Below are 23,066 nucleotides of genomic sequence, written 5' to 3'. Positions count from 1 at the left end.
AATATGGTAAGGTCAGAGTACCATGGTAAGCTTAATTATTTCTTAATGATGCATAATAGGAAATAGAATAATTAGCTTATAGATCAAGAAAATGTAGAGAGATTCTCTTCATTTTTTCACTGTTATTTCACATTTTCATTTTATACTAGTTCATAGAAGTACTAAGAAAGGTTGCTGGCACAACAAAATGAAGAATTACATATGGCTGTTCGTCAGTCTACTTGCCTTGTTTATCTTACCGGTAACGGCCTTTGGCCATGCATCCATTTTGAGCTCGAATCCTAGCCCAAATGAGAGCTTGGATACTATACCTGAAAAGATCAGCATTCAATTCAGTGAAACTATACAATCTTCCTTTCACTCACTTGCCATGTACAGCAAAGAGGGGAAGGAGATCCCACTTCAAGATATCCAAGTTTCAGGGAATACTCTTGAAGCTACATGGTCAAGCTCTTTCGATGAAGGGGTTTATATCATTAAATGGAGAGTGGTTTCTAGTGATGGTCACCCCATCAAAGGTACAATTCCCTTTCAATATGGGGAATCCAACATCCCATCCGATCAACTGATCGGCGAAGAACATGCAGGCTTTCCAAGTACAACACAAATAGTCCTGCAAAGCCTTCAATATCTTTGTTTTGCCGCTCTTACTGGTGCACTCTTTTTTTATTTATCATTGGTGAAACGCCCTACTCCTGATCAAATCAGCAATAGGGCCCGACGCTATATCTGGCTATCTTATACCGGACTGGCGATTTCCATTCTATTGAGTCTACCTTTAAAAGTTACGATTGACGCTGATGTAGGTTGGTGGCATGCTTTCAATGGCATCTACCTAAAAGAAGTATTACAGTCCACCCAATTCAGAAATATTTGGATGATAGAAATAGTGTTGCTAATTGCCTTACTTGTGGCAATTTTGGCTATATGGAGAAATTACTTCAACAAGGTTTCTCTCCTAACATCCTTTATCCTTATATCTGCCTTGATGGTTTGCAAGGCCTTTATCGGACATACCATGGATACAACTCATCAATACCTGGCTGTATCTATGGATTTTCTCCATGTAATGTCCATGGCATTATGGCTAGGCGGTTTATTGGCTATACTGATAATTCTTCCAAAGTCCTATAATCCGAAGCTGACTGATGTTGATAAAAAAACGTTTTATTGGTCAATCATACAGAAGTTTTCCTCATGGGCCGTTCTCTTTGTGATTGTCCTGATCGTCAGCGGACTTTACAGTAGTTTTCAACATGTCCCAACTCTTCATTCATTGCTAAATACGACATACGGACAATTATTACTCGGGAAAATCGGACTTATGTCCATCATGTTAGGGTTTGGGGCATTTCATTTACTCCGTGGGAAAAGAAAAACGAAGAAGCTGGGCCTCAGTACTGGAATAGAATTCAGCCTGGGAATCATCATTCTCCTTATTGCTGCTCTTTTAACAAATGTTCAGACAGCCAAGTCTTCTCCAGGTCCTGTAGAGAAAACGGAAATGACTGAAAATAATGATCAAGTAACTTTATCGGTGACCCCCAATGAAATCGGTGAGAACCTCATTCAAGTGGAATTAATAAATAATGAGGGCATCCCTTATACAGATATCGAACAGCTTACAGTGGTCATGGAGCCTTTAGATGAAGACACAGGGGAAGTAAAATTGCACCTTCAGGAAGAAGCAAAGGGTATATTCAAAACCAAGTCGCTTATAACCATGTCAGGAAAATGGAAAGTGAAGATTCATGGTTTAACGAAGGAACTCCACTCTATTGATGCGGATTTTGTAATAGTAGTAGGAAACTCATAATGAGAAGGGAAGAAATAAACATGAAAAATGGTACAAAGCTTATTATCGCTGCATTGGCATCTCTATTCCTCTTTGCTGGATCTGCAAATGCCCATGTTACGGTCAACCCAAGCTCTTCAGCACCTGAAGCTTGGGAAACCTATACACTGAAAGTTCCGGTTGAAAAAGAATCTTCTACCACAAAGGTTGCCTTAAAGGTTCCTGAAGGCATCACCTTTTCAAGTTACCAACCAGTCCCAGATTGGAAAGTGACAACGGAAAAGGATAAAAAAGGACATGTGAAAACAGTAACCTGGGAAGCGACTGGTGATGGCATTGCTGCAGGCCAGTTCCAACAATTCACGTTCGTTGCCCAAAATCCAAAGGATGAGGCCGATATCGCTTGGGATGCATTTCAATACTATGCCGATGGGGAGATTGTCGAATGGAGTGGAGAGGAAGGTTCTGACCTACCACACTCCATAACAGAAATTACGGCAGCTTCCAAGAGCAATGAAGATTCATCAGTCCATGAACATGCCGAAGAAGGTGATCACTCTCATTCCGATTCTGTAGACAAATCGAAGGAGTCCACAGACAAAGATGGGAATAACGATCAAACACTGATCATCATACTTGGCCTTTTATCTTTGATCATCTCGATTATTGCCCTTACGATAGCCGCACGTAAAAATAAGAAGTAATCATTTAAGAAGATGCCCCAAAATCACTTGGGGCATCTTTTACTTATTATTCTACAACCATGGTCTTGCTTGCCTCAATGGTTCTTCTCATTTCATTCTGTGCACTATGCGTGACCATCGATAAATTCAACATTCCATTTCCTTGTGCCTTCTTGCTTATCCCCAAATCTTCCGTATTTTTTACCAGTTGGGCATATAGTTCCGCCTCTGATAATTTACGACCGAATTCTTTTTCTGAGATGATTTTCAAGAGGGCTGCAGCTCCACTCACATGTGGTGTAGCCATTGATGTCCCACTGAGCTTTGCATATTTGCTTCCTGGATATGTGGAGAGAATATCGACACCCGGTGCCACTAAGTCAATTTCGTCATTCGTATTCGAAAAATCTGCCAAGTTCCGGCTTAAGTCCACCGCCCCCACTTCCACCACTTCTGAATAAGCTCCTGGATAATCTAACTCATCCGTATCATGGCGGCCATCTCCACCGTTCCCAGCTGCACAAACGACAAGAATATCATTCTGTATCGCTTTTTGTATGAGCTGATGTTCCTTATCATCCGGGGGCCCTCCCAATGAAAGTGAAATGACGGAGACCTTTTCACCCTGCGGCCCTTTCCAATTGATTGCATACTCCAATGCCCCATTGATCCAGTTGATATCTCCCTGTCCCTTTCCATTTAAAGCCTTCAAAGCTAGAATACTCGCTTTCGGTGCCACACCTACTACACCCACATCATTCAGGGTCGCTAATATCGTTCCACTGACATGGGTTCCATGCCCATTATCATCATGGTAATCCCCGGTTTCAGTAAAATCCCTTCCGTCAATGACTCTCTCTTTTAAATCGGGATGTTCCTTATCTATACCAGTGTCAATGACCGCAATGACTACACCTTCACCATAATTGCCTTGTTCCCATATTTCCGGTGCCTTTATAAGCTCCACACCTTCAGGAACTTTCTCATTGGCCTTTTCCATTATTTCTAACACTTTGTAAGGAATTAATCTTTTTTCTTTCGACATTTGATTACCCCTTCCTTCGTCAATAATTTGACTATCCTCGGCGAGGGAGACCTATCCCATCTGGTTGTCGTTAACCATTAAAGAGATAAAAAAGAATCTCTTCAACTTATATATACCAGATTTTTGAAAATAAAAAATAGTTTTACATAAAATTCCAACTATTTAACTACCTTTATTTCTCACTGGCCATTTACTTACTTTTTCATTATAGAACATACGTTCTTTAAATACCACTTAAATTTCCCATTTTTTCAATAAAAAAGGCAACTTCCATTGAAGTCACCTTTTCGATATAGTTAAGCCCTGCCACAGCACTTTTTATATTTTTTCCCGCTACCACAAGGACAAGGATCATTCCGACCTATGACAGGTTCTGTATGGACATGAGGCATTTTCGCCGCTTTTGCACTCTCCATAATGATCTGGGTACCCTTTTGCTTCATTTTTTCGTAGCGTTGTTTAAACAGTTCCATTATATCTTTGCTATATTTCAATGTATCTTCGGCGATATCCATTGCCTTTTGTTTGGAAGTATTATAATCCTCTAGAACAAATTGATTATCATGGAAAGAAACACGTATTCCAAAATGTTGCCCCGCTTGCTTATTATCTTTCTTTTCCTCAACGAACTCTAGATAGACTTCCTGGCAATCGCAAGTCTGATGCATGCAATAGTAATCATAAATCCAATACGTTTTATCTTCATACTTACTTTTTAATGCAATGCCGTTTTCAACGCCAAAGACATCCAAATATTTAATCGCTTTTCCATCAATAATTTCAAATGGATCAATCGTTCTCATCTATTAGACACATCCTAATTCATCAAAATTTATTAACCTCATTTATTGTACAACCTAAATCCTAAACCGTCACTTGAAACGAAGCAGACAAAGGCGTATCCCTATTCTTCAACTACAAAAGGTATATATAAAAGAGGAGCAGTACCTCCGTTTATGGCAAACGGAGATACTGCTCCATGAGTTATGCTGCTATAGCTTTTGTTTTTTCTTTTTTCTTGTAAAATAATAAATAACCCAGATACCCGATGTAGATAATAGATACAACCAATACAATGGCCCAAGCTTTGTAAATGGTTGGGTTATCAAAGACACCTGTAAGGGTCAATAATGATGGAATAGTCAGTGTAACCCATGATAGTACAAGCGAAATTTTCCCGACGAATTCGGAAATAGGCAACTTCTTACAGTTGGTCAAATAGAACATTCCCCAAAGGAACGACCATAATACCCAGTTCAACCCCTTCACCATGTCACCATATTGAACAAACTCTACGGTTGCGTACACAACGGACAAAATGGACACCCATAGTGAAAAGTACCCGAGACCGCTTCCATCCATCCCTTTTAGAATGGTTATTCCCAAGTACAAGTAGGTAAAACCAAACAAGAATATCGATGCATGTCCTAAAGACATTGCATTGCTAGGTTCTGAAACAATAATTAAATAAAACGCACCGAGCACCTGAAACGAGCCAACAAATAAATTAAATACCGCAACATTTCTTGCATCGGCTTTTCCTAACGTCATTTTTCCATTTAGGAATAAAGTCGCTCCTGCAAGAAGTAATATAATATTTCCCATATTTAAAAGAATGAACGTGTGTTCACTCTCTATGTCCCTCCTCTTTATTAACTCTGCACAAACAAAAAAGCATCACTTCATTCAACATGCTATTTTACGATCTTTTAGTTTTCTAATATAGTAATTGACCACTACTTTGATAATACCATATGTTTGTGTTTTAAATCTAATTGAAAAAAAAAAAAGAAGCGTTTCCGCTTCTTGTTCATACGATCCAAGTCGTCAATTGGTCGATTGGCGTTTTTTTTGCTGGTTTGGGCTCCATATCCGGATACCCCAGATAGATAAAAGCCAAGATTTCCCCTTTGGCCGATAAACCGAAAAATTCCCTCACCTTATCATGATAGGCAATTTTACCGGTTCTCCATACCGCACCCAGCCCCAGCGAATGTGCCGTTAATAGCATGTTCTGAACAGCACTGTTGACCGCACCATACTCTTCAGTTAGCATGACATTTTTCTTATCGCTAGGTTCCATGCCTACCGCAATGATGACAGGCGCCCTCAGTGGGTTTTTCTTTGCTTTTTCCATTTTGCTTATTAGGCTCTCTGGTGTGTCATCCACATTTTCAAGTTTAGTGATTTCCTCAAAAACCTGACCAAGCTTGTTTCTTCCTTCACCCATCAGCACGAAAAACCGCCAAGGCTCCGTTCTAAAGTGATTAGGTGCATAAGTTCCGGATTCGATAATTTGTTCGATGATTTCTTTGGGCACAGGATCTTGTTTGACCAGCCCAATACTTCTTCTCGTTTTAATGGCTTCAAAAGCATCCATCGTAGATTCCCCCTTATCCTTTTATCTCCAGAAGCTTCTGCTTCAATTCATTTTCCATCACGGCAAGTTCCTGCTCAGCATGACGTCGTTTATGTCTTCCTTCTTCTTGAATTCTAAGCGTTTCTTCAAGAGTGGAAATTAAATTGGCCTGTGTATTCTTAAGCGTTTCAATGTCTACCAGCCCCCGCTCATTTTCCTTGGCGGTTTCGATCGTATTGACTTTCAGCATCTCCGAATTCTTCAATAACAGGTCATTCGTCGTTTTGGATACCTGCTTTTGTGCCTCCACGGCATGACGCTGTCTGATTAAAGTCAATGCAATGGCGACCTGGTTCTTCCAAAGTGGGATGGCCGTCATGATGGAGGATTGTATCTTCTCGACAAGTGCCTGATTCGTATTTTGAATCAACCTGATCTGCGGAGCGCTTTGAATTGTGATTTCGCGGCTCAATTTCAGATCATACAGCCTTTTATCGAGTCGTTCAGCAAATTGGCGCATATCGTTGACTTCCTGGAACTTCATCTGGTCATTGCTCATCTCAGCAGATTTCTTAAGCGCAGGAATGGTTTGCTCATATAACTCTTCAAGCTTGATTTCCCCTGCTGCGATATAGACATTCAACGCTTGGAAGTACTCCTTATTCGTTTCATAGAGCTTTTCCAAGATTACAATATCCGATAGGAGTACATTCTTGCTACGATCAAGCTTGACGCTGATTCGGTCGATTTGAGCGCCTGTTTTTTGGTACTTCGAAAGGGCTTCCTGTACCGAGCCTGACAGTTTGCCAAACATTCTAGCGAAGAACGAGGGTTTTTCGGCCTTCAGTTCATCCGGGCTCAATTCGTTTAATTTCTTCATTAGATCACTGATGATGTCGCCTACTTCACCAACATCCTTCTTTTGCACATGCTCAAGCATCGAATTGGAAAAGGACAGTAGCTTTGATTGGGCCGGTGTTCCATACGATATCATGGCCTGATGATTCGTCGGGTCGATCTGTTTCGCAAGCTGATAGGCCTTCTCCCGATTCTCCTCCGGAATCACATCGATGAGTTTGATCGGCTTTGCTTCCTGTTTGGACAATGTTTCTTGCTCCTTCACCTCAGCAAAAGGATTGGCTAAAAGGTCATCCATTAAATTAGAGCTACTGGCATTATTCAACAAATCAGAATCCTTATTATTCATTTTAGCCTCCTGCTTTCCTCTATTTGTGACTCTTTGCGTGTTTTAATGGCTTGTTTTGCAACATCCAATTCAAAATTGAGGGTATCAATATCATCGGAAAGGACTTTATATAAATCTTTTTCTATCGTTTTAGTAAGATCCTTCAACGTCTTTCTAGTTTCGGTCAATGACAGTTCAAGCTCCTTGTTCTTTCTCGGTTGCTGGGCCAGAAAAACATATTTCTCTGCCAACTCCGTTGCGGAATCCAAATGAGAATAATAAAACGATTCAGCTTTATAGAACCTTTTCGGCTCTTTTTTAGTCAGACTATATATTTTCCTGATCATTTTAATCATATCCTTCCTCTGTTTGAAGGAAGAAAGGTGACGCACTGAAATAAGTGCCTTTTGAACCCGCCAGATTTTTGGCTTTGCTTCATCTATATTTTTCTTTATATATTGATATTCTTTCCTTGTAAGTTGATGTTTTTTTAAAAATCGTGAAGTGAAATAAAGTGAACCCAACCAGTAAGTGAGCCCCCCTCCGACCAGTGAAAAGACCACCGAAATCATGAAGGATTGATCTAAGGCAAATAGGCTGATCAATCCCACTAACAAAGCTATAGGGCCTGCAACCAGCATAGGAACAACATCAGCAAGAAATCGATTCATTAGTATTATCCTCCTGACTTACACTCTTTTCTATATATACGGATGATCGCTACTTTAGTTTCATAACGGAAGAAAGATTTCTTCCTTACCTAAACGATATAGGAACTGGAGGATTTCTGCAAATTTATTGAAATGATTTCTTTCCCTCAAATCAGAAACTTTGTCACTTTCTTAACTCCCACATAGACTATTGATATCTGTCTATCCAGATTTTAAAGGAGAGTGAAGTAATGAAGCATCACGGTTTCTATCCGTTGCCCCAACAAAACGGAAATCACCAGTTCCAAGAGCTGGATATCGAGGCCAAGCTCCCCCAAACGCAAACGATTGAAGGAAGAATTCTGGAACTTGAACGTCAAAATGAACGCCAACAGCTGAAGAGAATCAGTCAGGTTCATCACGATGTCTCACGCATAAACGCTGCCGTGGACCATGTAAACCAGATTGCGAATAGGCTAACTGAAAATAATCAGCAACGAAAAAACAACATCACTAAACATCCATGGGACGACGAAATTATCCCATTTAACTATACCGTTGGAGACTAATGCATAAAAACAGCAGGGCATTGCACCTGCTGTTTACATTTTTTCTAGTTGCTCTTTCATTAAGTTTATTGGATAACCTCATAGTTTTAGATGGATGAATCGATTATAGTAATGGTTAATTTCTTGAGTGTCCACTCCCACTATGTCCCTTCCCAACGGGTAATCATACTGTATGTTTAGAATAACCTCTTTCAAGCAACCTAATGTACTACGATTATTAGTATTAGTTATGATCATTTCTTTGCCATTTTTCAATAGGGATCAATTAACTCAGGGTTGATCTCTTCTGCGAGTAAACTTTCCCGTACATGTTGTACCAATAATTCCTTGAAGTTCAGAAAGTCTTTCTTCTTTACTCCCACGATGGTCACACTATAAAGGGTCAGATCATTTATCATCGTAAGACAAGTATATCTGCCAACCTTAAATGAATTGACATGCCATCTATAGAATCCCTCCTCCACGCCTTCCTTAAAATTGACTGCTTTTATATCTATATTTTTGAGAACCTTTTGGGTTGCTCCCACTAGGAACATGCTTCCCTCACCTACCTTAATTGATTTCCGAATCTATTAATCAAACGTTTGATTAATAGATGAAAAGCTGACTATTAGCGCAGGGTATAGCTTTTATGAAACCGTGTCATCCGTCTTCCTTAATAATCGATACACCACTTCTTCTATCCCTATATTGTAATACCCCATTTCCCGGAAGCTCTCGGCCGCTTGCTTCAGAGTCCCGGTAAATTTCATGACCCCTTTTTGCAACACACCAATACGGTCACATAACTTCACGATTTCACTCATATCATGGGTAATGTATACAATTGTCTTCCCTTGCTCTGCCAATCTCTTTACATATTGATTAATTTCAAGCTTGGATTGAAGGTCAATCCCGACAGTTGGTTCGTCCATCAAGAGAATATCCGGATCGTGAATCAGAGAAACGGCAATGTTCAGTTTCCTCTTCATTCCTCCAGAGAGGCTCGATACCCTTTCATCCCACTTATCCTCAAGCTGTACGGCATCACATAGCTCCAGTAGACGTTCTTCCGTTACTTTTCCCTTTACAAACTTACTCCAAAAACGAAGATTTTCTTTGACGGTAAACTCATCCCATAATGCGATATCCTGTGGGACAAAACCAATGAGTTGACGAACTTGCTTCGTTTGCTTTTTTAAATCCAGCCCATTAATCCTGATGTTGCCACTAGAAGGCTGTAATACGGTTGCAAGGATGGAAATGAGTGTTGACTTCCCTGCCCCGTTCGATCCCAAAAGTCCAAAGATTTCTCCTTTTCCTATTTGTAATGACACATCATCAAGTAGCAAGTTATCTCCGTATCTCTTTACGATATTATTAATGATAATCATCTGACGTTCAGCCCCCAATTTGTCGTTTTCCAAAGCAAAGCTATGCAAACTCCCGAAAATAATACGGTCCATCCAATCTCGCTAAATGACGTATACCACGGGTAGGCCGTTACCCATAGAATTTTCTGAGGAAGCCAAAGGGATATAAATTCAAACGTTGGGGAAATATCACCAATCGGAAAAAAACTCCCCCCCGCAATTGCCAGAATGAATGCCATTAATGAACCGGCCACATAATAGCTTCCGAGATGATGCATCCGACTCGCCGTCCACATGCTGATGGAAGTTGTAAAAATGATGAACAGAACCATTCCAAGATATAGAAAAAGTGTAGTTTCCATAAGTTGAAAATAACTTAAAACCATTAAACTGCAAGCAGCTTGAAGAACATGAAAAAGAATATAGGCTCCCGACGTCTGTCTTAAATAAGAGGCGAGTCCTATATTCGTCGTCATTATTCTCGGAAATAAAACGGAGCGTTCCTTCACGACCCAATCCGATGTAATGAAACAGGACAGCATGGTGAAGAAACTCCAAACACCTAGGTAGGAAGTAAATAGAACATCTTTATTTTGTGTTCCCACTATACTATTTTCACTGACATAGTTTATGGTCATCAACGGTTTTGGATCCAACTGATCTTTGGTATATTCGAATGCCTCATTCCACACATCCGCCTTTATGCCTTTTTCTTGTTGATAGAGCTTTTCCACTCGATTGGCAGCTTTGACGGAGCTTGTCACCTTCGTAACCTCACTCGCTACCACTTCACGAACAATACCCGAAGCTATGGAAGTTGGTGAAGTCCACAGCTCGATGCTCTCTTTTCTTTTGTCATCTAATATATGCGCCTGAAACCCTTTCTTTAAGACGAATATACTGTCTACCTCATTACGGGAAAGAAGGGTATCGGCCTCATCGAATGAGGTCTCTTTCACGACGATGCGTTGCTGTAGCTCCATTTGTTTGATGAGGTTTCCCGAAAAATCCGTTTGGTCTTCATCTACGATAGCCATCGGGATGACCAATTCCTTTTGTTGCTTCTCCAGTAACGAACCCACCCCAACAGCGGCCACGATCGGTAGCAGAAACAATAGGAGGGTAATAGGCTTGAACATATGCTTTAGTTTCTCTATCATGACTCCCATTACCTACTCCTCCTTATTTGTAAAGTCCCCTTTATGATGAAGACACTGCACAGAGATGAAATGATGAGCCAAGAACCAATTTCGACAGGGGCATAGGCTGCTTCCTCCTGCACCATTGCGAACATGAACTTGAGGACCCATCCATTTAATGAAAATAAATTCAAGATTTGTAACCAATCCGGAAAATATACGACGGGTATGAAATGCTCACCAATGACAGCCCCTAAAAGAATAAGGCCGATACCGGCAAATTGATAAAATCTTTCATTCCGTATCATCGCCTCCATCCAGCTAAAAAAGGTTATAAATACGAAAGCAGCCACGAGTGTACTGCCGATCCATATACTTATCTCCGTCGGTTTAGAGATCCCATTCCATAATAAGTAGAGAAGGGCAATCAGGATGGAACTGACCGAAACCATGATATATGCCGCAAGCATTCTAGATAGGGTGGATTGAAAATGAGAAAAACCCAATCCCAAAAGACGGTTTTCTATGGCTGCACTTTCATTTCTTTTCAGTAATAGAAGCCCTAAAAAGCTCCATATCATGATAAGCAGTATATAAAAAGAGATAGCATAATAATGTAATAGACTTTCCTGAAAAAGATTCTTTTGCTTTTTTTCATCAAAGATTTCCCCACGACTTAGTACATGGAGGGAGAAGGAAAGAACATCCCTTTTGAATTGTTTCTTCTGCATGCCCTCGGATAACTCCGCCTCTTCCATGAAGTAATCGATTGTATTGATCCCGCCTTGTGCAGCTGAAGTAAAATCAGCCGCACTTTCCATCACATGACGGACAAGCTGGGATTGAAGTGGTCTTTGGCTGTTTCCCGTAACTTTGACGGGTGTATTGATGCCTCGTGCTACGTCACGGCTAAATCCCTTAGGAATGTAAATAACTGCCGCTACCTTATTATTATGGAGGAGTTCATATGCCTTTTGTTGACTGGTATCAACGGTGGTCATGACCCCATTCAAATGCGGGCTATCCGTAAGCTGCTGGATGACCATCTTCGTTTCTACCGTAGGGTCTTCATTTATTACAGCTACCTGAAATGCTTGAACTCGGCTCTCCTCTTTTAAAAAGTGATTCCCAATCACACCCGCACCCAATAAAAAGAAAATAGGAGTCAGCCACAATGCTGCGGCCGATTTCCTATTTTTCAACAGTACCTTTAGATAAAAGGAAGTAAACACAAACATGTTCCTCATATAAAACTCACCCTACTTAAAATGCATCATCAGAATCTTCATCTTCAAAATCATAATAACCATCATAACTCGCTTCATCGCCATAATCGTAATCGAACATATCTTCAGAAATGAGCCCGTATTTCATACCGAGCTCCATAAGATTCGTCCCTACTTCTTGCTGGATTTCATACATCTCATCAGGAGAAATGTCGACAACACTTAATCCCTGACCAGAATCAAGCTTAAAGTCCTGCATATCCACTTTATCTTTCAGCTTCGTCTTGGAATCCAGGTTGATTGTGACGCTTCCCGATTCCGAAGCATCCTCTAGTCCGACTGTCATCTTGAATTTTGAATTAGAATACTCATCCTTTATGTTCAGGTCATTCTTCTGTTCAACCGTTCCCTTCCATGCAGACGGCATATCCGAGAAATCCGCACCATCAAAGTCCAGGTTGAATGTCCTGGTGATATCCTGTTTCCCAGCTTTTTCTTCTTTGATGTCACTCTTCATCGTAAACTTGATTTCATTGGTATCACCAAACTCTTTAAACATAAAGGCTGCCTTGAGATCTTCAGTCCGCTTCTCTTTTTTTGCGGCAGCATCATTCGTGACACTGAACATTACCTCTGTATCCTGATCATTATCAGGTGCTAAATTGATACTGAATTCTTTGAATGCCTGATCATCCCCGTAAGGAATGTTTTTACCTTTCATGACCACATTAACTTGATCAGAGCTATCCCCTATTGATGTCGTTACTTTACGGTCGATGATTCGCTCTTTCTTGTCTATTAATAAAGTGGAGGTAAATCCTTCAGCAAAACGGATATCCTTCAATTCACCCTTAGCGTCTTTCAAGCCGTCAACCAATTGGCGTTTCATTGCCTTTGTATCTTGCATCTCTTCATCTACCTGTTCGGTTAAGGCAGCAGCACCCGCCACCTTTTGAGCCCGTTTCACTAGAATATTATGAAGCTCTGTATCTTTAATCATTTCATCCATTAAGTCGTCTATGAATGTTTTAGTTTCAGAAGCAGAAAGTTTCAGAGTGACTTTCCTTACCTTCATGGCATCGCCTTCGTGCTTATATTCCACACCTTTTTCAACCTTGAATTGATCATCATCCAAATTATCCATCAGGAAAGATCCATAGCGTTTTTGTATATGTTTCTGTTCCTTCTCTGTCAGTTTCAAATCCTGCCATTCAAGGTCTGATATTTCCAATGTTTCCGGTCCATCATATAACGGATCCATCATCCGCATGAACTCCCCATATTCATCAAAGTTCAGGAAAAAGAACTTATCATATAACATGGGCACCTTTAGTCCGGCTTGGTCCTTGGATTGGACCATTTCCACATCCATTGCTTTTTCCTTATCAATATTTAATGCGACGGTGTAATGACCCTGATTCGTTTTGGGATCCTGATCCATTTTGGCGGAAATCGATGCCTGGCCCAATAGTTCCTTGACCATCTCGAAGTCTGGATCGCTCCCTAAGGAATCCATGTCGACATCCCCACTTAGTGTCATCTCCGAACGGGAAGGTTGCTGCATCGTTTTCTCTTGGAATTCCAATGAATCACCATGCTGATCCACCCATTGCTCTTTTGCATATTGATACGATTTATATTCAGAAAGTAGATATAATTCTTTTGGGGATTTATGAAGAATAATGGCTGCAGCTGCACTGGAAATAAGGATGATTGTTAAGATTGCCGCAATGATTAGCGTTCTTTTGTTAAATCGCTTCTTAGAGGGCTTTTCCTCAGCTTGCTCCTGCCTCATTTCTGCAGCGGCTATTTCTTTTTCCGTGAGCTGTTCTTCCCCCGGAAGTACCGCACCGCATGAAGGACAAAATTTTGCATCCGCATCCACCGGCTTACCACATGTTTTACAATTTTTCATTTTTCATTTCTCTCTCCCTTATCCTGCTTATGACTCCATAAACTACTAAAACGTTAGTCCTTTATCATCATAAACAACATATTTCTATAATTCTATGTTTTCGACAAAAAAAGACAAATCCTACAGGAATAATAGGCATGAGTACCCATTCGTTTTACGTATCACCCCTTACCTCAATTTTTTCTTATTCCTATTGCTCGGTGTAAATGACACATCGCCTTATCCTATGTACATCCAACCTGACATTATTACTGTAAATGCCGTTTTCGGGTAAACCACCCATATCAAGCCTAAAAAAACGGGAGCACCTTAGCGCTCCCGTTTCTCCTAACTCAGTTTATGAGTTGGGCTAATTTTTCATTTCTTACGTCTTGCTCTTCTTTGGAAGATAAATCATATTTCTTTAGCAGATGGAAAAGTTCATTAAGCATTTCTTGCGTCTGCTCTTTTTCCAGCAACTCCTTCAAAGCTTCGCCTAGCGTTTTTGGCAAGAAATCCTGTTGGCTATTAAGCTTCATCCTGACATCTTGCCTGGTATGGTTAAGATTGCATGCTCCCAATGATCATTCACTCCTTATTTCTTTCATGGCATCATGAAACCCAAGCATACTACCGTTCCCCCCCATTAATCAAACGATTGATTAAATTTTAAAAGGGACCATCCTCTTCTTCATCACAAAAAAAGCCAACATACTAACATGTTGACTTTAACGTCTTTGAAAGGATGACCTTCTACTTCTTTTTAGTTATGCCTTTCCAAAACTCTTTGGCCACGACCTTATACCCGGACTTACTCAGATGGATATCTTGTTTATTCGGAAGATACTCTTTATATTTTTTCCCTATTTGAGTCTCGGTCGATACGTAGGTATCCCCATTTTTCTTTGCTACCGCTTTGATTTGTTCATTTAGACTTTTCAATAGTGGCAAAAGAAGTTCCTGTTGCTCTTTCGGATAGTAGGGGAAGGGATTATAATAACCCATCACATATACCTTGGCCTTTGGGTTCAGTTTATCGATCGTACGGAGAATGCTTTGCAAATTTACACGGACCGTATCGATTGCTTCCTGCGCATTGTAAGGGTCTGTTTTAATTTTGCCTAGGAGATCATTGGCACCAATATCAATGGTGATATGGGTTGCTTCTTTAATTTCCTTTCTGACCTTACTACTTTTAACCAAATCATTCTTCAATTTTTCAGAGGTATACCCAGGTACACCAAAATTATCGAAATCGGCCAGCTTATATTTATTCTTCACAAAAGAATCCGCAATATAATCGGCATATCCATAATCGATGACCCCATCGGGTGTTTGCCCAGCGGCCAACGAATCCCCTAAAGCGACATACTCTACTTTCGCCTGTTTGGCCGTTGCACTAAATGGCGTGGCCACCAATGCCACCGCTAATAACATACTTGCCGCTTTCCTCTTATTATTCATTTCATCTCCCCTTTTCCTAACCGTTATTTGTCTCACTACAATAGTTCTTTTTTCCCTGGTAGATTCCTTCTTGTACAGGAGATAACTTTTTGACAAAAAGCCACAAAAAAAGCCCGGTTTCCCGGACATCTCTTGTTTGCTTAAATTTTGAAAGCAACGACCTTCTCTTTCAATTCCTCGGCCATTCTCGCCAGTGATGAAGCAGAGGCGGTTACTTCTTCCATGGAAGCCAGCTGTTCTTCTGAAGCCGAAGCAATTTCGGCCGTACTTGTAACGGATCCTTCAGCAATACGGGTTACTTGTTCAATGGCCGCGCTCACTTGATCTACACTTGCTGCCATTTCCTCTGATACAGCGGATGCCTCTTGTATTTCGGAGCTTACCGTTTCTATCGATTCTAGGATGGAATCGAATGTTTTCCCGGTCTCCTCGACAAGTTTCATTCCCTCTGTCACTTCCTGGGTTCCATAGTTCATCGTATTGACCACATGTACCGTATCATCTTGAATATCCTGAATGAGGTCAGCAATCTGCTTAGCTGACTGTCGAGATTGTTCAGCCAATTTCTTGACTTCATCAGCCACGACTGCAAAACCTTTCCCATGTTCACCGGCTCTCGCTGATTCGATAGCCGCGTTCAAGGCTAAGAGATTCGTCTGGTCGGCTATACCTGTGATCACTTCAATGATCTTGCCAATTTCATTGGAACGATCATTCAGTTTTTTTACCACTTCATTTGATTCGTTTGTGGACGTTGATATGGATTTCATTTGTTCAATCACTTTGTTAAGATACTCACTGCCAATATTGGCTTGTTTTGCGGCCTCCATTGCCGATTCAGTAACAGCGGAAGTCGTTAAGGCAACTTTCTTGGTACCGATGGCCATGATTTGGACACCGTTTGAACTCTCTTCAACATAGTTATTTTGAGTTTCAGCACCACCGGCCACTTCTTGTATGGCCGTTACCACCTGTGTTGTCGCAGAATTGGTTTGTTCCGCGCTTGCCATCAGTTCCTCCGAAGAAGCAGCAACTTGATCCGTTGCAACATTCACAGTTTTAATCAAACTTCGTAAATTACCTTTCATCTCATTAAAAGAGCTGGCCAATTCACCGATTTCATCCCTATTCTTCACTTTCAGATCTTCTATCGTCAAATTTCCGGCTGCAATCTGTTTTGCTGCAGCTGAAACGAGCAGCACAGGTTTTGAGATACTCCGGTTTATGATTAAAGCAATCGCCACCCCAGTGATAATGGCTAGGACGCTGATAATCAGAATAATCCTTTTCACCCCGTTAACCTGAAGGGACAATTCATCACTTTTTTCTAAAAGGGCAGCCTGTTGATAATTAAATGCCTCTTCACTCACCTCATTTAATTTCATTGTAAGGGGAGCTCCTTGATTGTTCATTAAGTCGATGTATCCTTTTTTATCATCAAGATCCTTTAATTCAATTAGCTGTCCGGCCAGCGTTTCATATTCGGTAGCATAACCATTTAGCTCCTCCAAAATCTTCTTTGCCTCTGGATCTAGACTAAGCCCACTATATGTATCGAAAGCTTGTTTGAAGGAATCCTTCGATTGTTGGAACGCTGATAAATATTTATCCGTATCATTGACCAAGTACCCTCGGAGGGCGATTTGTTCCGTGCGAATCGCATCGACCATTTTTGTCGAAAGAGAAATCTTTTTGACACGGTCTTCTATAACACTTGAATAACTATCGTCTACACTGTTGAACTGATAAAATGTAATCCCCGTTATGATAGCTAAAAGAGACAATACTCCACAAAAGCTCCATAGTAATTTTTTCTTTACAGTCATCTTCATCTTTCCATCTCCTACTTAAGTTGCATTTTTCTATTACGCGAGTACGTGATAATGATTGTATCGGTGAGAATGCTGTTAGTTTTAGTTGGTAATTACTTACAGTTGTCTCTTATATATGTGCATCTCCATCTGTCTTCCTACGTCTCGACTCAACTAGAGAAAAAAATGACAGGAATATTAAAAATGATCCTTTACCATTATATAAAGGAAAGTAAATAACAGGAGGTATCATCCATGACAGTAATCAGTGATGTAAAAACAACCTTAGCCGGTCTAAAAAGTGCTCAAGCTAGCTTCGAAACTTTCGCCCTTTCAACAGACAACGAACAAGCGAAGCAACTCTATCAGCAAGCTGCTCAACAAGCACAGGAGATTGTTGACAACATTACTCCACGTATTAATGAAATTGAACAAGAAGAACCACAATATAAGCAATAAAAATATAAAGAGGTTGGTTGAGACAACCAACCTCTTTATATTTCTTGCTAAGACTTGTAATGACTGTCTTCTTTAATCTTATAAAAATCAATTCTCACACATTGGGGTGATTAATAATGCTGACGGGGCATCGCACATGGATCTTTGATCAAAAGCCTGTCATACTCTCCACCGGTACCATCGGTGGACCATTTGAAGCAAAAGGAATGTTAGCAGATGATTTCGATACTCTTCATTCCGACTTATGGTTGAATCAGGATTCCTATGAAAAAGCTCATAAAGTTCTTCTAGAAGAAGCAAATACAAAAGCGATTGAAAAGGCTGGCCTACAAAAAGAACAGATACAGTTCTTCCTTGGGGGTGACCTCATCAATCAAATAACACCGACAAGTTTTGCATGCCGGACGCTTGGTACACCATACCTTGGCTTATTCGGGGCATGCTCAACCTCAATGGAAGGACTCGCTCTTGGTGCCTACTTGATCAACACAAAAGGAGCGGATTATTTATTAACTGGTGCTTCTAGTCACAATGCCGCGGTTGAAAAGCAATTTCGTTACCCAACTGAATACGGCGGTCAAAAACCGCCCACTGCACAATGGACCGTGACAGGTGCAGGAGTCGCTTTATTAAGCAGTTCCGGTAACGGCCCTCAGGTCACATCGGCAACGATCGGGCGTGTCATTGATATGGGATTAATGGACCCTTTTAACATGGGGGGAGCTATGGCCCCAGCTGCTGTTGATACGATTGAAACTCATCTGAGAGAACGGAATCTCGATCCTTCTTATTATGATTTAATCGTGACGGGCGATCTCGGGAAAATCGGGCATGAGGTCTCACTTGAGATATTCAAAAAACACGGTACTCCAATCAAGGAAGAACAGTATGTTGATTGTGGGTTAATGATTTATCGAGATACCCAGCCAGTATTGGCAGGAGCCAGCGGACCCGGATGTTCGGCAACCGTTGTATACGGTCATCTATTAAACCGCATGAAAAAAGGAGAAATCAAGCGGATGCTTGTCGTCGCTACAGGTGCCTTATTATCTCCTCTATCCTTTCAACAAAATGAATCGATTCCATGTATTGCCCATGCCGTTTCGATTGAATATGACGCCCAGCAACAACCATAATTGTTTGGGTTCAGCAGTGAAATTGGAATGGTTAAGTATAAACCAAAAGAATAAGGAGTTTTCAGGATGACAATAGCATCTGATGTTAAACAATGCGCTGCCAGTCTTAGAAGCGTGGAAGCTGGACTATCTAGCCTCGCACTCCGAACTCAGGATGAAGAATCGAAGCGAATCTTACATGAAACGATGATGAAAGTAAATGAAGTGATGGTAGATATTCAAAAGAGGGTCGGAGAGTTAGAGAAAGAAGAACCACAATATAAGGGATTTTAAGACCCCTTATTTACAGGAGGTGCTAAATAATGCCTGATTGGTTACAGGTTGTTTTACGATCCCTATTTTTTTTAGTTGTCCTTTTTTTAATTACCAAATGGCTAGGAAAAAAACAAATATCCCAGCTTTCATTTTTTGAATACGTCACGGGTATAACAATCGGAAACATCGGAGCGGAATTAGCCACAAAGGTAGAAGGAAACATTGTTCACGGTGTCCTCTCCATTCTTGTTTTTGCATTGGCACCTTTCTTAGCTGGACTGATTTCGATGAAAAGTAAAATTTTCCGTGATTTGGTGGAAGGGAAAGCGACGGTGTTTATTAAAGACGGAAAAATCATGGAAGACAATTTAAAAAAAGAAAAGTATACAACTGATGAATTACTATGGTTACTCAGAAGTAAGGACGTCTTTGATATATCCACAGTTGAGTTTGCTTTATTAGAGGCAAATGGTGATTTTTCCGTACTGTTAAAGAAAGAAAATAAACCAATCACACCGAAAGATTTAAACATGAGAGTTGCTTCAGTTAAGGAATCACAGATGGTCATCATGGATGGGAAAATCATGGATGAACCTCTGTCCACCATTGGGCTAAATCGTAACTGGCTCAACACTGAATTAGATAAATTAGGAGTGCTCCTTGAAAATGTCTTTCTTGGAGCAGCAAATTCAAATGGCGAATTAACGGTTGACCTATATGACGATAAACTTAAGGTCCCTTCTCCTCAAGAAAGACCTCTAATGCTCGCGACTTTAAAAAAGTGCCAAGCAGACTTAGAGGTGTTTGCCCTCTCTACTGAATCAAAAGATGCCAAAGCGATGTATAGTAAAAATAGTGAGAAACTGCAAAAAGCCATCGATGAGGTAGCCTTCATTTTGAAAAATTAATTATATTTCTTTAGGCGTAAGAGCATTCATTTTCGTACTTCCATGATGGATGTAATCACACCGATAATGACAATAGTCAGACATGAAAACAGAAAAATCTCTATTCCTAAAATAAATAAACCGGCTGAGATGATGGCGGTATCTATGATGATAATGATTAATGCAATATCCATGGAGGAGGATTTGGCAATGAATTTTGCCAATAAATCCGTTCCTCCACTGCTTGTTTCATATCTGAGCATAAGCCCTATCCCCACCCCGATAATTACCCCACCAACCAATGAACTGGTGAAAATAGAAACCGCAAATTCCCTTTTTAATGGGCTTAACCAATCCATGAAAAGAGAAGTCAATAGTAACCCATGGATGCTGCTATAGAAAAGGGAACGCTCATAACACCAGGCATATGTAAATAAAGGGATGCTAAGAACCAACATCGAAAGCCCTGTCTGAAAGTCAAAGAAGTAATGTAGAACGAGAGCGATCCCGATAATCCCACCATCTATCAGGTGATAAGGGACCAAGAATCCATTTATCCCAACACCAATCAAAAAGCTACCAACAATCACTGCCACTACTTTTTGAAAATTGATAAAACCACCTTGCCCCCTATTCGATATTCCTTAATATATGTCCCAATCGTAAAGACAAGAATGGGTAAATGAAAAAAAATCAAAAAGCAGGACCCTTATTGGATCCTGCTTCGGCATTCATTTTCTATTAAAGACAATTATTCACATTCACTTTAACTCTAATAACACAACATTTTCAACATGCGTTGTCATCGGGAACATATCAACAGGTTGGACATAAACAGCTTTATATCCGCCTTCTTCCAAAATGTGAAGGTCCCGGGCTAATGTTCCTGGGTTGCAAGATACGTAAACGACTTTCTTCGGTTTCATCTCAATGATGGTATTTAGAAGCGTTTCTTCACAGCCCTTGCGCGGTGGGTCCATGACGATGACGTCTGCTGTATTACCTTTTTGATAGTATTCAGCAATCACGTTTCCTGCATCACCAACAACGAATTCGGCATTCGTAATCTCATTCAGTTCTGCATTGCGGCGTGCGTCTTCTATTGCTTCTTCCACCACTTCCACGCCGATGACCTTTTTCGCTTTTTGGGCCAGGAATAAGGAAATAGTACCAATGCCACAATAGGCATCAATCACGGTTTCTTCTCCCGTTAATCCAGCATACTCCAGCGCCTTATCATAAAGGACTTTCGTTTGGTCCGGGTTGATTTGGTAGAAGGATTTAGCCGAAATCGCAAATTTCACGTCGCCAATCATGTCATAGATTACTTCGTTACCCCAAAGCACGAACATTTTTTCTCCCAAAATGACATTCGTCTTCTTCGTATTCACGTTTTGAACGATTGATTTCACCTGTGGAAGTCGGTCAGTGATTTCCTTCATGATGGTTTCGATGAATGGGATACTCCTGGTCCGTGTAACAAGCACGATCATTAGCTCACCCGTTTGTTTAGCATAACGAGCCATGATGTGACGCAAAACACCTTTATGTGTTTGCTCATTGTAAGCAGGAATTCCCAGATGACTAAAGACTTCCTTCACAACCTGAACAGCTTCGCTAATCACTTCATTCTGAATGATGCTTTCTTTTGTTTCCACAATTTCATGTGTACGTGGTTTAAAGAACCCTGCAATCAGCTTGCCATCTTTCTCCCCGACAGGCACTTGCGCTTTATTACGGTAATGGGTAGGATCTTCCATCCCAATAACCGGATAAACCGTCGCATCCTCAAGTTTTCCAATGCGGGTCATCACGTCACGCACTTGTTTTTCCTTAAACTCCAATTGACCTTCATAACTCATATGTTGCAGTTGACAGCCACCATACTTGTTATAGTCTTCAGTAGGGATCTCCACGCGATATGGACTATTTTCGATAATTTCCATCAAACGTCCGAATCCATATCCTTTATTGGCCTTCAAGACTTTAATTTTTGCTTTTTCACCAGGTAGCGCGTTCTGAACGAAGATCGGATAGCCATCAACTTTAGCTACTCCAGCACCTTCGTGCGTTAAATCTTCGAATAAAACCTCTATAATATCATTCTTATTAACAGGTGTTGTTGTTTTCATATCATCTTCTCTTTTCTTTTTTAAGCTAACCTGTATTTTACCACAAACATAGCCTTGCCACAAAATGACTCACCAATTCACGCTATTCCTCATAAAAATATAGAAAAAGAATTCCTGATTAATTCATCGTTTTGTGCATAAAACGGCGCAGGATCGAGAAAAGTAAGGAAAAGTGAATGAGGTGAAGAAATGGGTTTATTCAGCTCCATATCAGACTGGAACTCAAACAGGCTAGAAAAACATCGAGCAAGCATGGAAGAAAAAGGCCTTTGTCCAGATTGTTACGGTCGGGGATACAGCTCTTTTGTACCGACGGAGTATCATTTTTCAGATATCCACGACTGTCCCGGCTGCAATGGTTCCGGCGCATATGCCGACTGGGCTGCCATGAATGGACAGCAAACATAGAAGGGTCAATCCTTACATCTGCAAGCCTGATCCCCAGTTTATACTGGGGTTTTTTCTAGTTCCTTGACCATATAGGCAAATTCCCCGTCACTCACTCTAATCATCTTCGTCTTTTTGTATCCTAATCGTTTATAAAGACGCCCTGCATCGGGATTAACATCTTCAACAATTAATGAAATACTTGGATATCCCTTCTCTACTCCGAACGCTTCCATTTGATGAATTAAAGATGTCCCAATACCTTTGCCGCGAAAATCGGGATCCACACTTATTGTATCCAAATAGAAGTCTTCCATCTCCGCTTCTTTGTCGATGTTAATGCTTGGGTCATTCTTTTTCCTTCTTAATCGTTCCGCTATCGGTTCATCCAAGGCCACGGCATCTTTTCCATGATAGGCGATGATCAATCCAGCCACTTGCCCATCCTGTTCATACACCAACGTATTTTCATAACTCATTCTGTTTCCACTGCTTCTGAAAAAATCCCCAAGAACAGCAAGTATTTTTTCTTCCTTCGTTTCACCGGTAAGTGTTTCGGCTATTTCCTTGATGGCAAAACGTATTAATATTGCTGCCTTTTCTGCGTCTTCTTTAGTTGCTCTTCTGATAGTCACGT

23 protein-coding genes and 1 pseudogene are annotated in these 23,066 nt (G+C 40.7%); 7 read left to right on the top strand and 17 right to left on the bottom strand.

Annotated features, from left to right (window positions below; translation table 11 throughout):
• Window positions 1-187 precede the first annotated feature (187 nt).
• The gene (locus tag ACQKIC_RS04330; protein ID WP_427591644.1) at window positions 188-1,816 is read left to right on the top strand and encodes a copper resistance protein CopC; all 1,629 of its coding nucleotides are present in this window, start codon (window positions 188-190) and stop codon (window positions 1,814-1,816) included.
• Between the two features lie 20 nt (window positions 1,817-1,836).
• Window positions 1,837-2,499, top strand: a complete 663-nt coding sequence (locus ACQKIC_RS04325) for a YcnI family protein (protein WP_427591645.1) — start codon at window positions 1,837-1,839, stop codon at window positions 2,497-2,499.
• Between the two features lie 46 nt (window positions 2,500-2,545).
• Here ACQKIC_RS04325 and ACQKIC_RS04320 read toward each other — a convergent pair whose 3' ends face one another.
• The 6 genes from ACQKIC_RS04320 to ACQKIC_RS04295 form a co-directional block, all read right to left on the bottom strand.
• The gene (locus ACQKIC_RS04320) at window positions 2,546-3,523 is read right to left on the bottom strand and encodes a S8 family peptidase (RefSeq protein WP_402958571.1); all 978 of its coding nucleotides are present in this window, start codon (window positions 3,521-3,523) and stop codon (window positions 2,546-2,548) included.
• A 296-nt stretch (window positions 3,524-3,819) separates the two neighbouring features.
• Window positions 3,820-4,326, bottom strand: coding sequence for an SEC-C metal-binding domain-containing protein (locus tag ACQKIC_RS04315; protein ID WP_402872160.1), 507 nt, complete (start codon window positions 4,324-4,326; stop codon window positions 3,820-3,822).
• A 181-nt stretch (window positions 4,327-4,507) separates the two neighbouring features.
• A complete protein-coding gene (locus tag ACQKIC_RS04310; protein ID WP_427591646.1) occupies window positions 4,508-5,128 on the bottom strand; it encodes an AmiS/UreI family transporter in 621 nt (206 codons plus the stop codon).
• Between the two features lie 205 nt (window positions 5,129-5,333).
• Window positions 5,334-5,903, bottom strand: coding sequence for a nitroreductase family protein (locus ACQKIC_RS04305; protein WP_402958575.1), 570 nt, complete (start codon window positions 5,901-5,903; stop codon window positions 5,334-5,336).
• A gap of 13 nt (window positions 5,904-5,916) precedes the next feature.
• A complete protein-coding gene (locus ACQKIC_RS04300) occupies window positions 5,917-7,089 on the bottom strand; it encodes a toxic anion resistance protein (RefSeq protein ID WP_402958577.1) in 1,173 nt (390 codons plus the stop codon).
• On the bottom strand, window positions 7,086-7,739 hold the full coding sequence (locus ACQKIC_RS04295; RefSeq protein ID WP_403124354.1) for a 5-bromo-4-chloroindolyl phosphate hydrolysis family protein: 654 nt from the start codon (window positions 7,737-7,739) through the stop codon (window positions 7,086-7,088). Before ACQKIC_RS04295 ends, ACQKIC_RS04300 begins: the two co-directional genes overlap by 4 nt.
• Before the next feature lie 230 nt (window positions 7,740-7,969).
• On the opposite strand from ACQKIC_RS04295, the gene ACQKIC_RS04290 reads away from it, so the two are divergent.
• Entirely contained in the window at window positions 7,970-8,287 is a 318-nt protein-coding gene (locus tag ACQKIC_RS04290) for a hypothetical protein (protein WP_427591647.1), read from the top strand.
• A 78-nt stretch (window positions 8,288-8,365) separates the two neighbouring features.
• Here the strand turns inward: ACQKIC_RS04290 and ACQKIC_RS04285 are convergent.
• The 8 genes and pseudogenes from ACQKIC_RS04285 to ACQKIC_RS04250 form a co-directional block, all read right to left on the bottom strand.
• Window positions 8,366-8,823 (bottom strand): annotated as a pseudogene (locus ACQKIC_RS04285) (DUF6933 domain-containing protein).
• 93 nt (window positions 8,824-8,916) lie between these two features.
• Window positions 8,917-9,660: an ABC transporter ATP-binding protein gene (locus ACQKIC_RS04280; protein ID WP_402872178.1), complete on the bottom strand. Its 744-nt coding sequence runs from the start codon at window positions 9,658-9,660 to the stop codon at window positions 8,917-8,919.
• Entirely contained in the window at window positions 9,657-10,808 is a 1,152-nt protein-coding gene (locus ACQKIC_RS04275; protein WP_427591648.1) for an ABC transporter permease, read from the bottom strand. The genes ACQKIC_RS04280 and ACQKIC_RS04275 overlap by 4 nt, the downstream gene beginning before the upstream one ends.
• Entirely contained in the window at window positions 10,808-12,025 is a 1,218-nt protein-coding gene (locus ACQKIC_RS04270) for an ABC transporter permease (protein WP_427591649.1), read from the bottom strand. The genes ACQKIC_RS04275 and ACQKIC_RS04270 overlap by 1 nt, the downstream gene beginning before the upstream one ends.
• A gap of 16 nt (window positions 12,026-12,041) precedes the next feature.
• Window positions 12,042-13,919 (bottom strand): zinc-ribbon domain-containing protein, encoded by a 1,878-nt coding sequence (locus ACQKIC_RS04265; RefSeq protein ID WP_402958588.1) that lies wholly within the window; start codon window positions 13,917-13,919, stop codon window positions 12,042-12,044.
• Between the two features lie 332 nt (window positions 13,920-14,251).
• Entirely contained in the window at window positions 14,252-14,479 is a 228-nt protein-coding gene (locus ACQKIC_RS04260) for a hypothetical protein (protein ID WP_402989338.1), read from the bottom strand.
• A gap of 172 nt (window positions 14,480-14,651) precedes the next feature.
• Entirely contained in the window at window positions 14,652-15,362 is a 711-nt protein-coding gene (locus tag ACQKIC_RS04255) for a GDSL-type esterase/lipase family protein (RefSeq protein WP_427591650.1), read from the bottom strand.
• A 140-nt stretch (window positions 15,363-15,502) separates the two neighbouring features.
• Complete coding sequence (locus ACQKIC_RS04250; protein WP_427591651.1) at window positions 15,503-17,194, bottom strand: methyl-accepting chemotaxis protein; 1,692 nt, start codon at window positions 17,192-17,194, stop codon at window positions 15,503-15,505.
• Window positions 17,195-17,428: 234 nt separating this feature from the next.
• Here ACQKIC_RS04250 and ACQKIC_RS04245 point away from each other — a divergent pair, with 234 nt between their 5' ends.
• The 4 genes from ACQKIC_RS04245 to ACQKIC_RS04230 all read left to right on the top strand — a co-directional run bounded on the left by ACQKIC_RS04245 (window position 17,429) and on the right by ACQKIC_RS04230 (window position 19,931).
• Window positions 17,429-17,632 carry a DUF1657 domain-containing protein gene (locus tag ACQKIC_RS04245; RefSeq protein WP_402872198.1) on the top strand — a complete coding sequence of 68 codons (204 nt, stop codon included), beginning with the start codon at window positions 17,429-17,431 and terminating at the stop codon, window positions 17,630-17,632.
• Window positions 17,633-17,748: 116 nt separating this feature from the next.
• Window positions 17,749-18,768 carry a stage V sporulation protein AD gene (gene spoVAD / locus ACQKIC_RS04240; protein ID WP_402872202.1) on the top strand — a complete coding sequence of 340 codons (1,020 nt, stop codon included), beginning with the start codon at window positions 17,749-17,751 and terminating at the stop codon, window positions 18,766-18,768.
• Between the two features lie 66 nt (window positions 18,769-18,834).
• Complete coding sequence (locus ACQKIC_RS04235) at window positions 18,835-19,041, top strand: DUF1657 domain-containing protein (RefSeq protein WP_402872205.1); 207 nt, start codon at window positions 18,835-18,837, stop codon at window positions 19,039-19,041.
• 29 nt (window positions 19,042-19,070) lie between these two features.
• On the top strand, window positions 19,071-19,931 hold the full coding sequence (locus tag ACQKIC_RS04230; protein WP_402872208.1) for a DUF421 domain-containing protein: 861 nt from the start codon (window positions 19,071-19,073) through the stop codon (window positions 19,929-19,931).
• Between the two features lie 26 nt (window positions 19,932-19,957).
• Here ACQKIC_RS04230 and ACQKIC_RS04225 read toward each other — a convergent pair whose 3' ends face one another.
• From ACQKIC_RS04225 to ACQKIC_RS04215, 3 genes are all read right to left on the bottom strand, one after another.
• Window positions 19,958-20,506: a YitT family protein gene (locus ACQKIC_RS04225; protein WP_402872211.1), complete on the bottom strand. Its 549-nt coding sequence runs from the start codon at window positions 20,504-20,506 to the stop codon at window positions 19,958-19,960.
• A 165-nt stretch (window positions 20,507-20,671) separates the two neighbouring features.
• Window positions 20,672-22,042, bottom strand: a complete 1,371-nt coding sequence (gene rlmD / locus ACQKIC_RS04220) for a 23S rRNA (uracil(1939)-C(5))-methyltransferase RlmD (protein ID WP_427591652.1) — start codon at window positions 22,040-22,042, stop codon at window positions 20,672-20,674.
• 446 nt (window positions 22,043-22,488) lie between these two features.
• Complete coding sequence (locus ACQKIC_RS04215) at window positions 22,489-23,064, bottom strand: GNAT family N-acetyltransferase (RefSeq protein WP_402872217.1); 576 nt, start codon at window positions 23,062-23,064, stop codon at window positions 22,489-22,491.
• Window positions 23,065-23,066 lie beyond the last annotated feature (2 nt).

It is taken from the genome of Peribacillus sp. NPDC046944 (assembly GCF_050272735.1).
Lineage (GTDB): Bacteria > Bacillota > Bacilli > Bacillales > DSM-1321 > Peribacillus.
The sequence above is the reverse complement of the archived record's forward strand: the minus strand, read 5'-3'. Positions and strand labels throughout refer to the sequence as shown.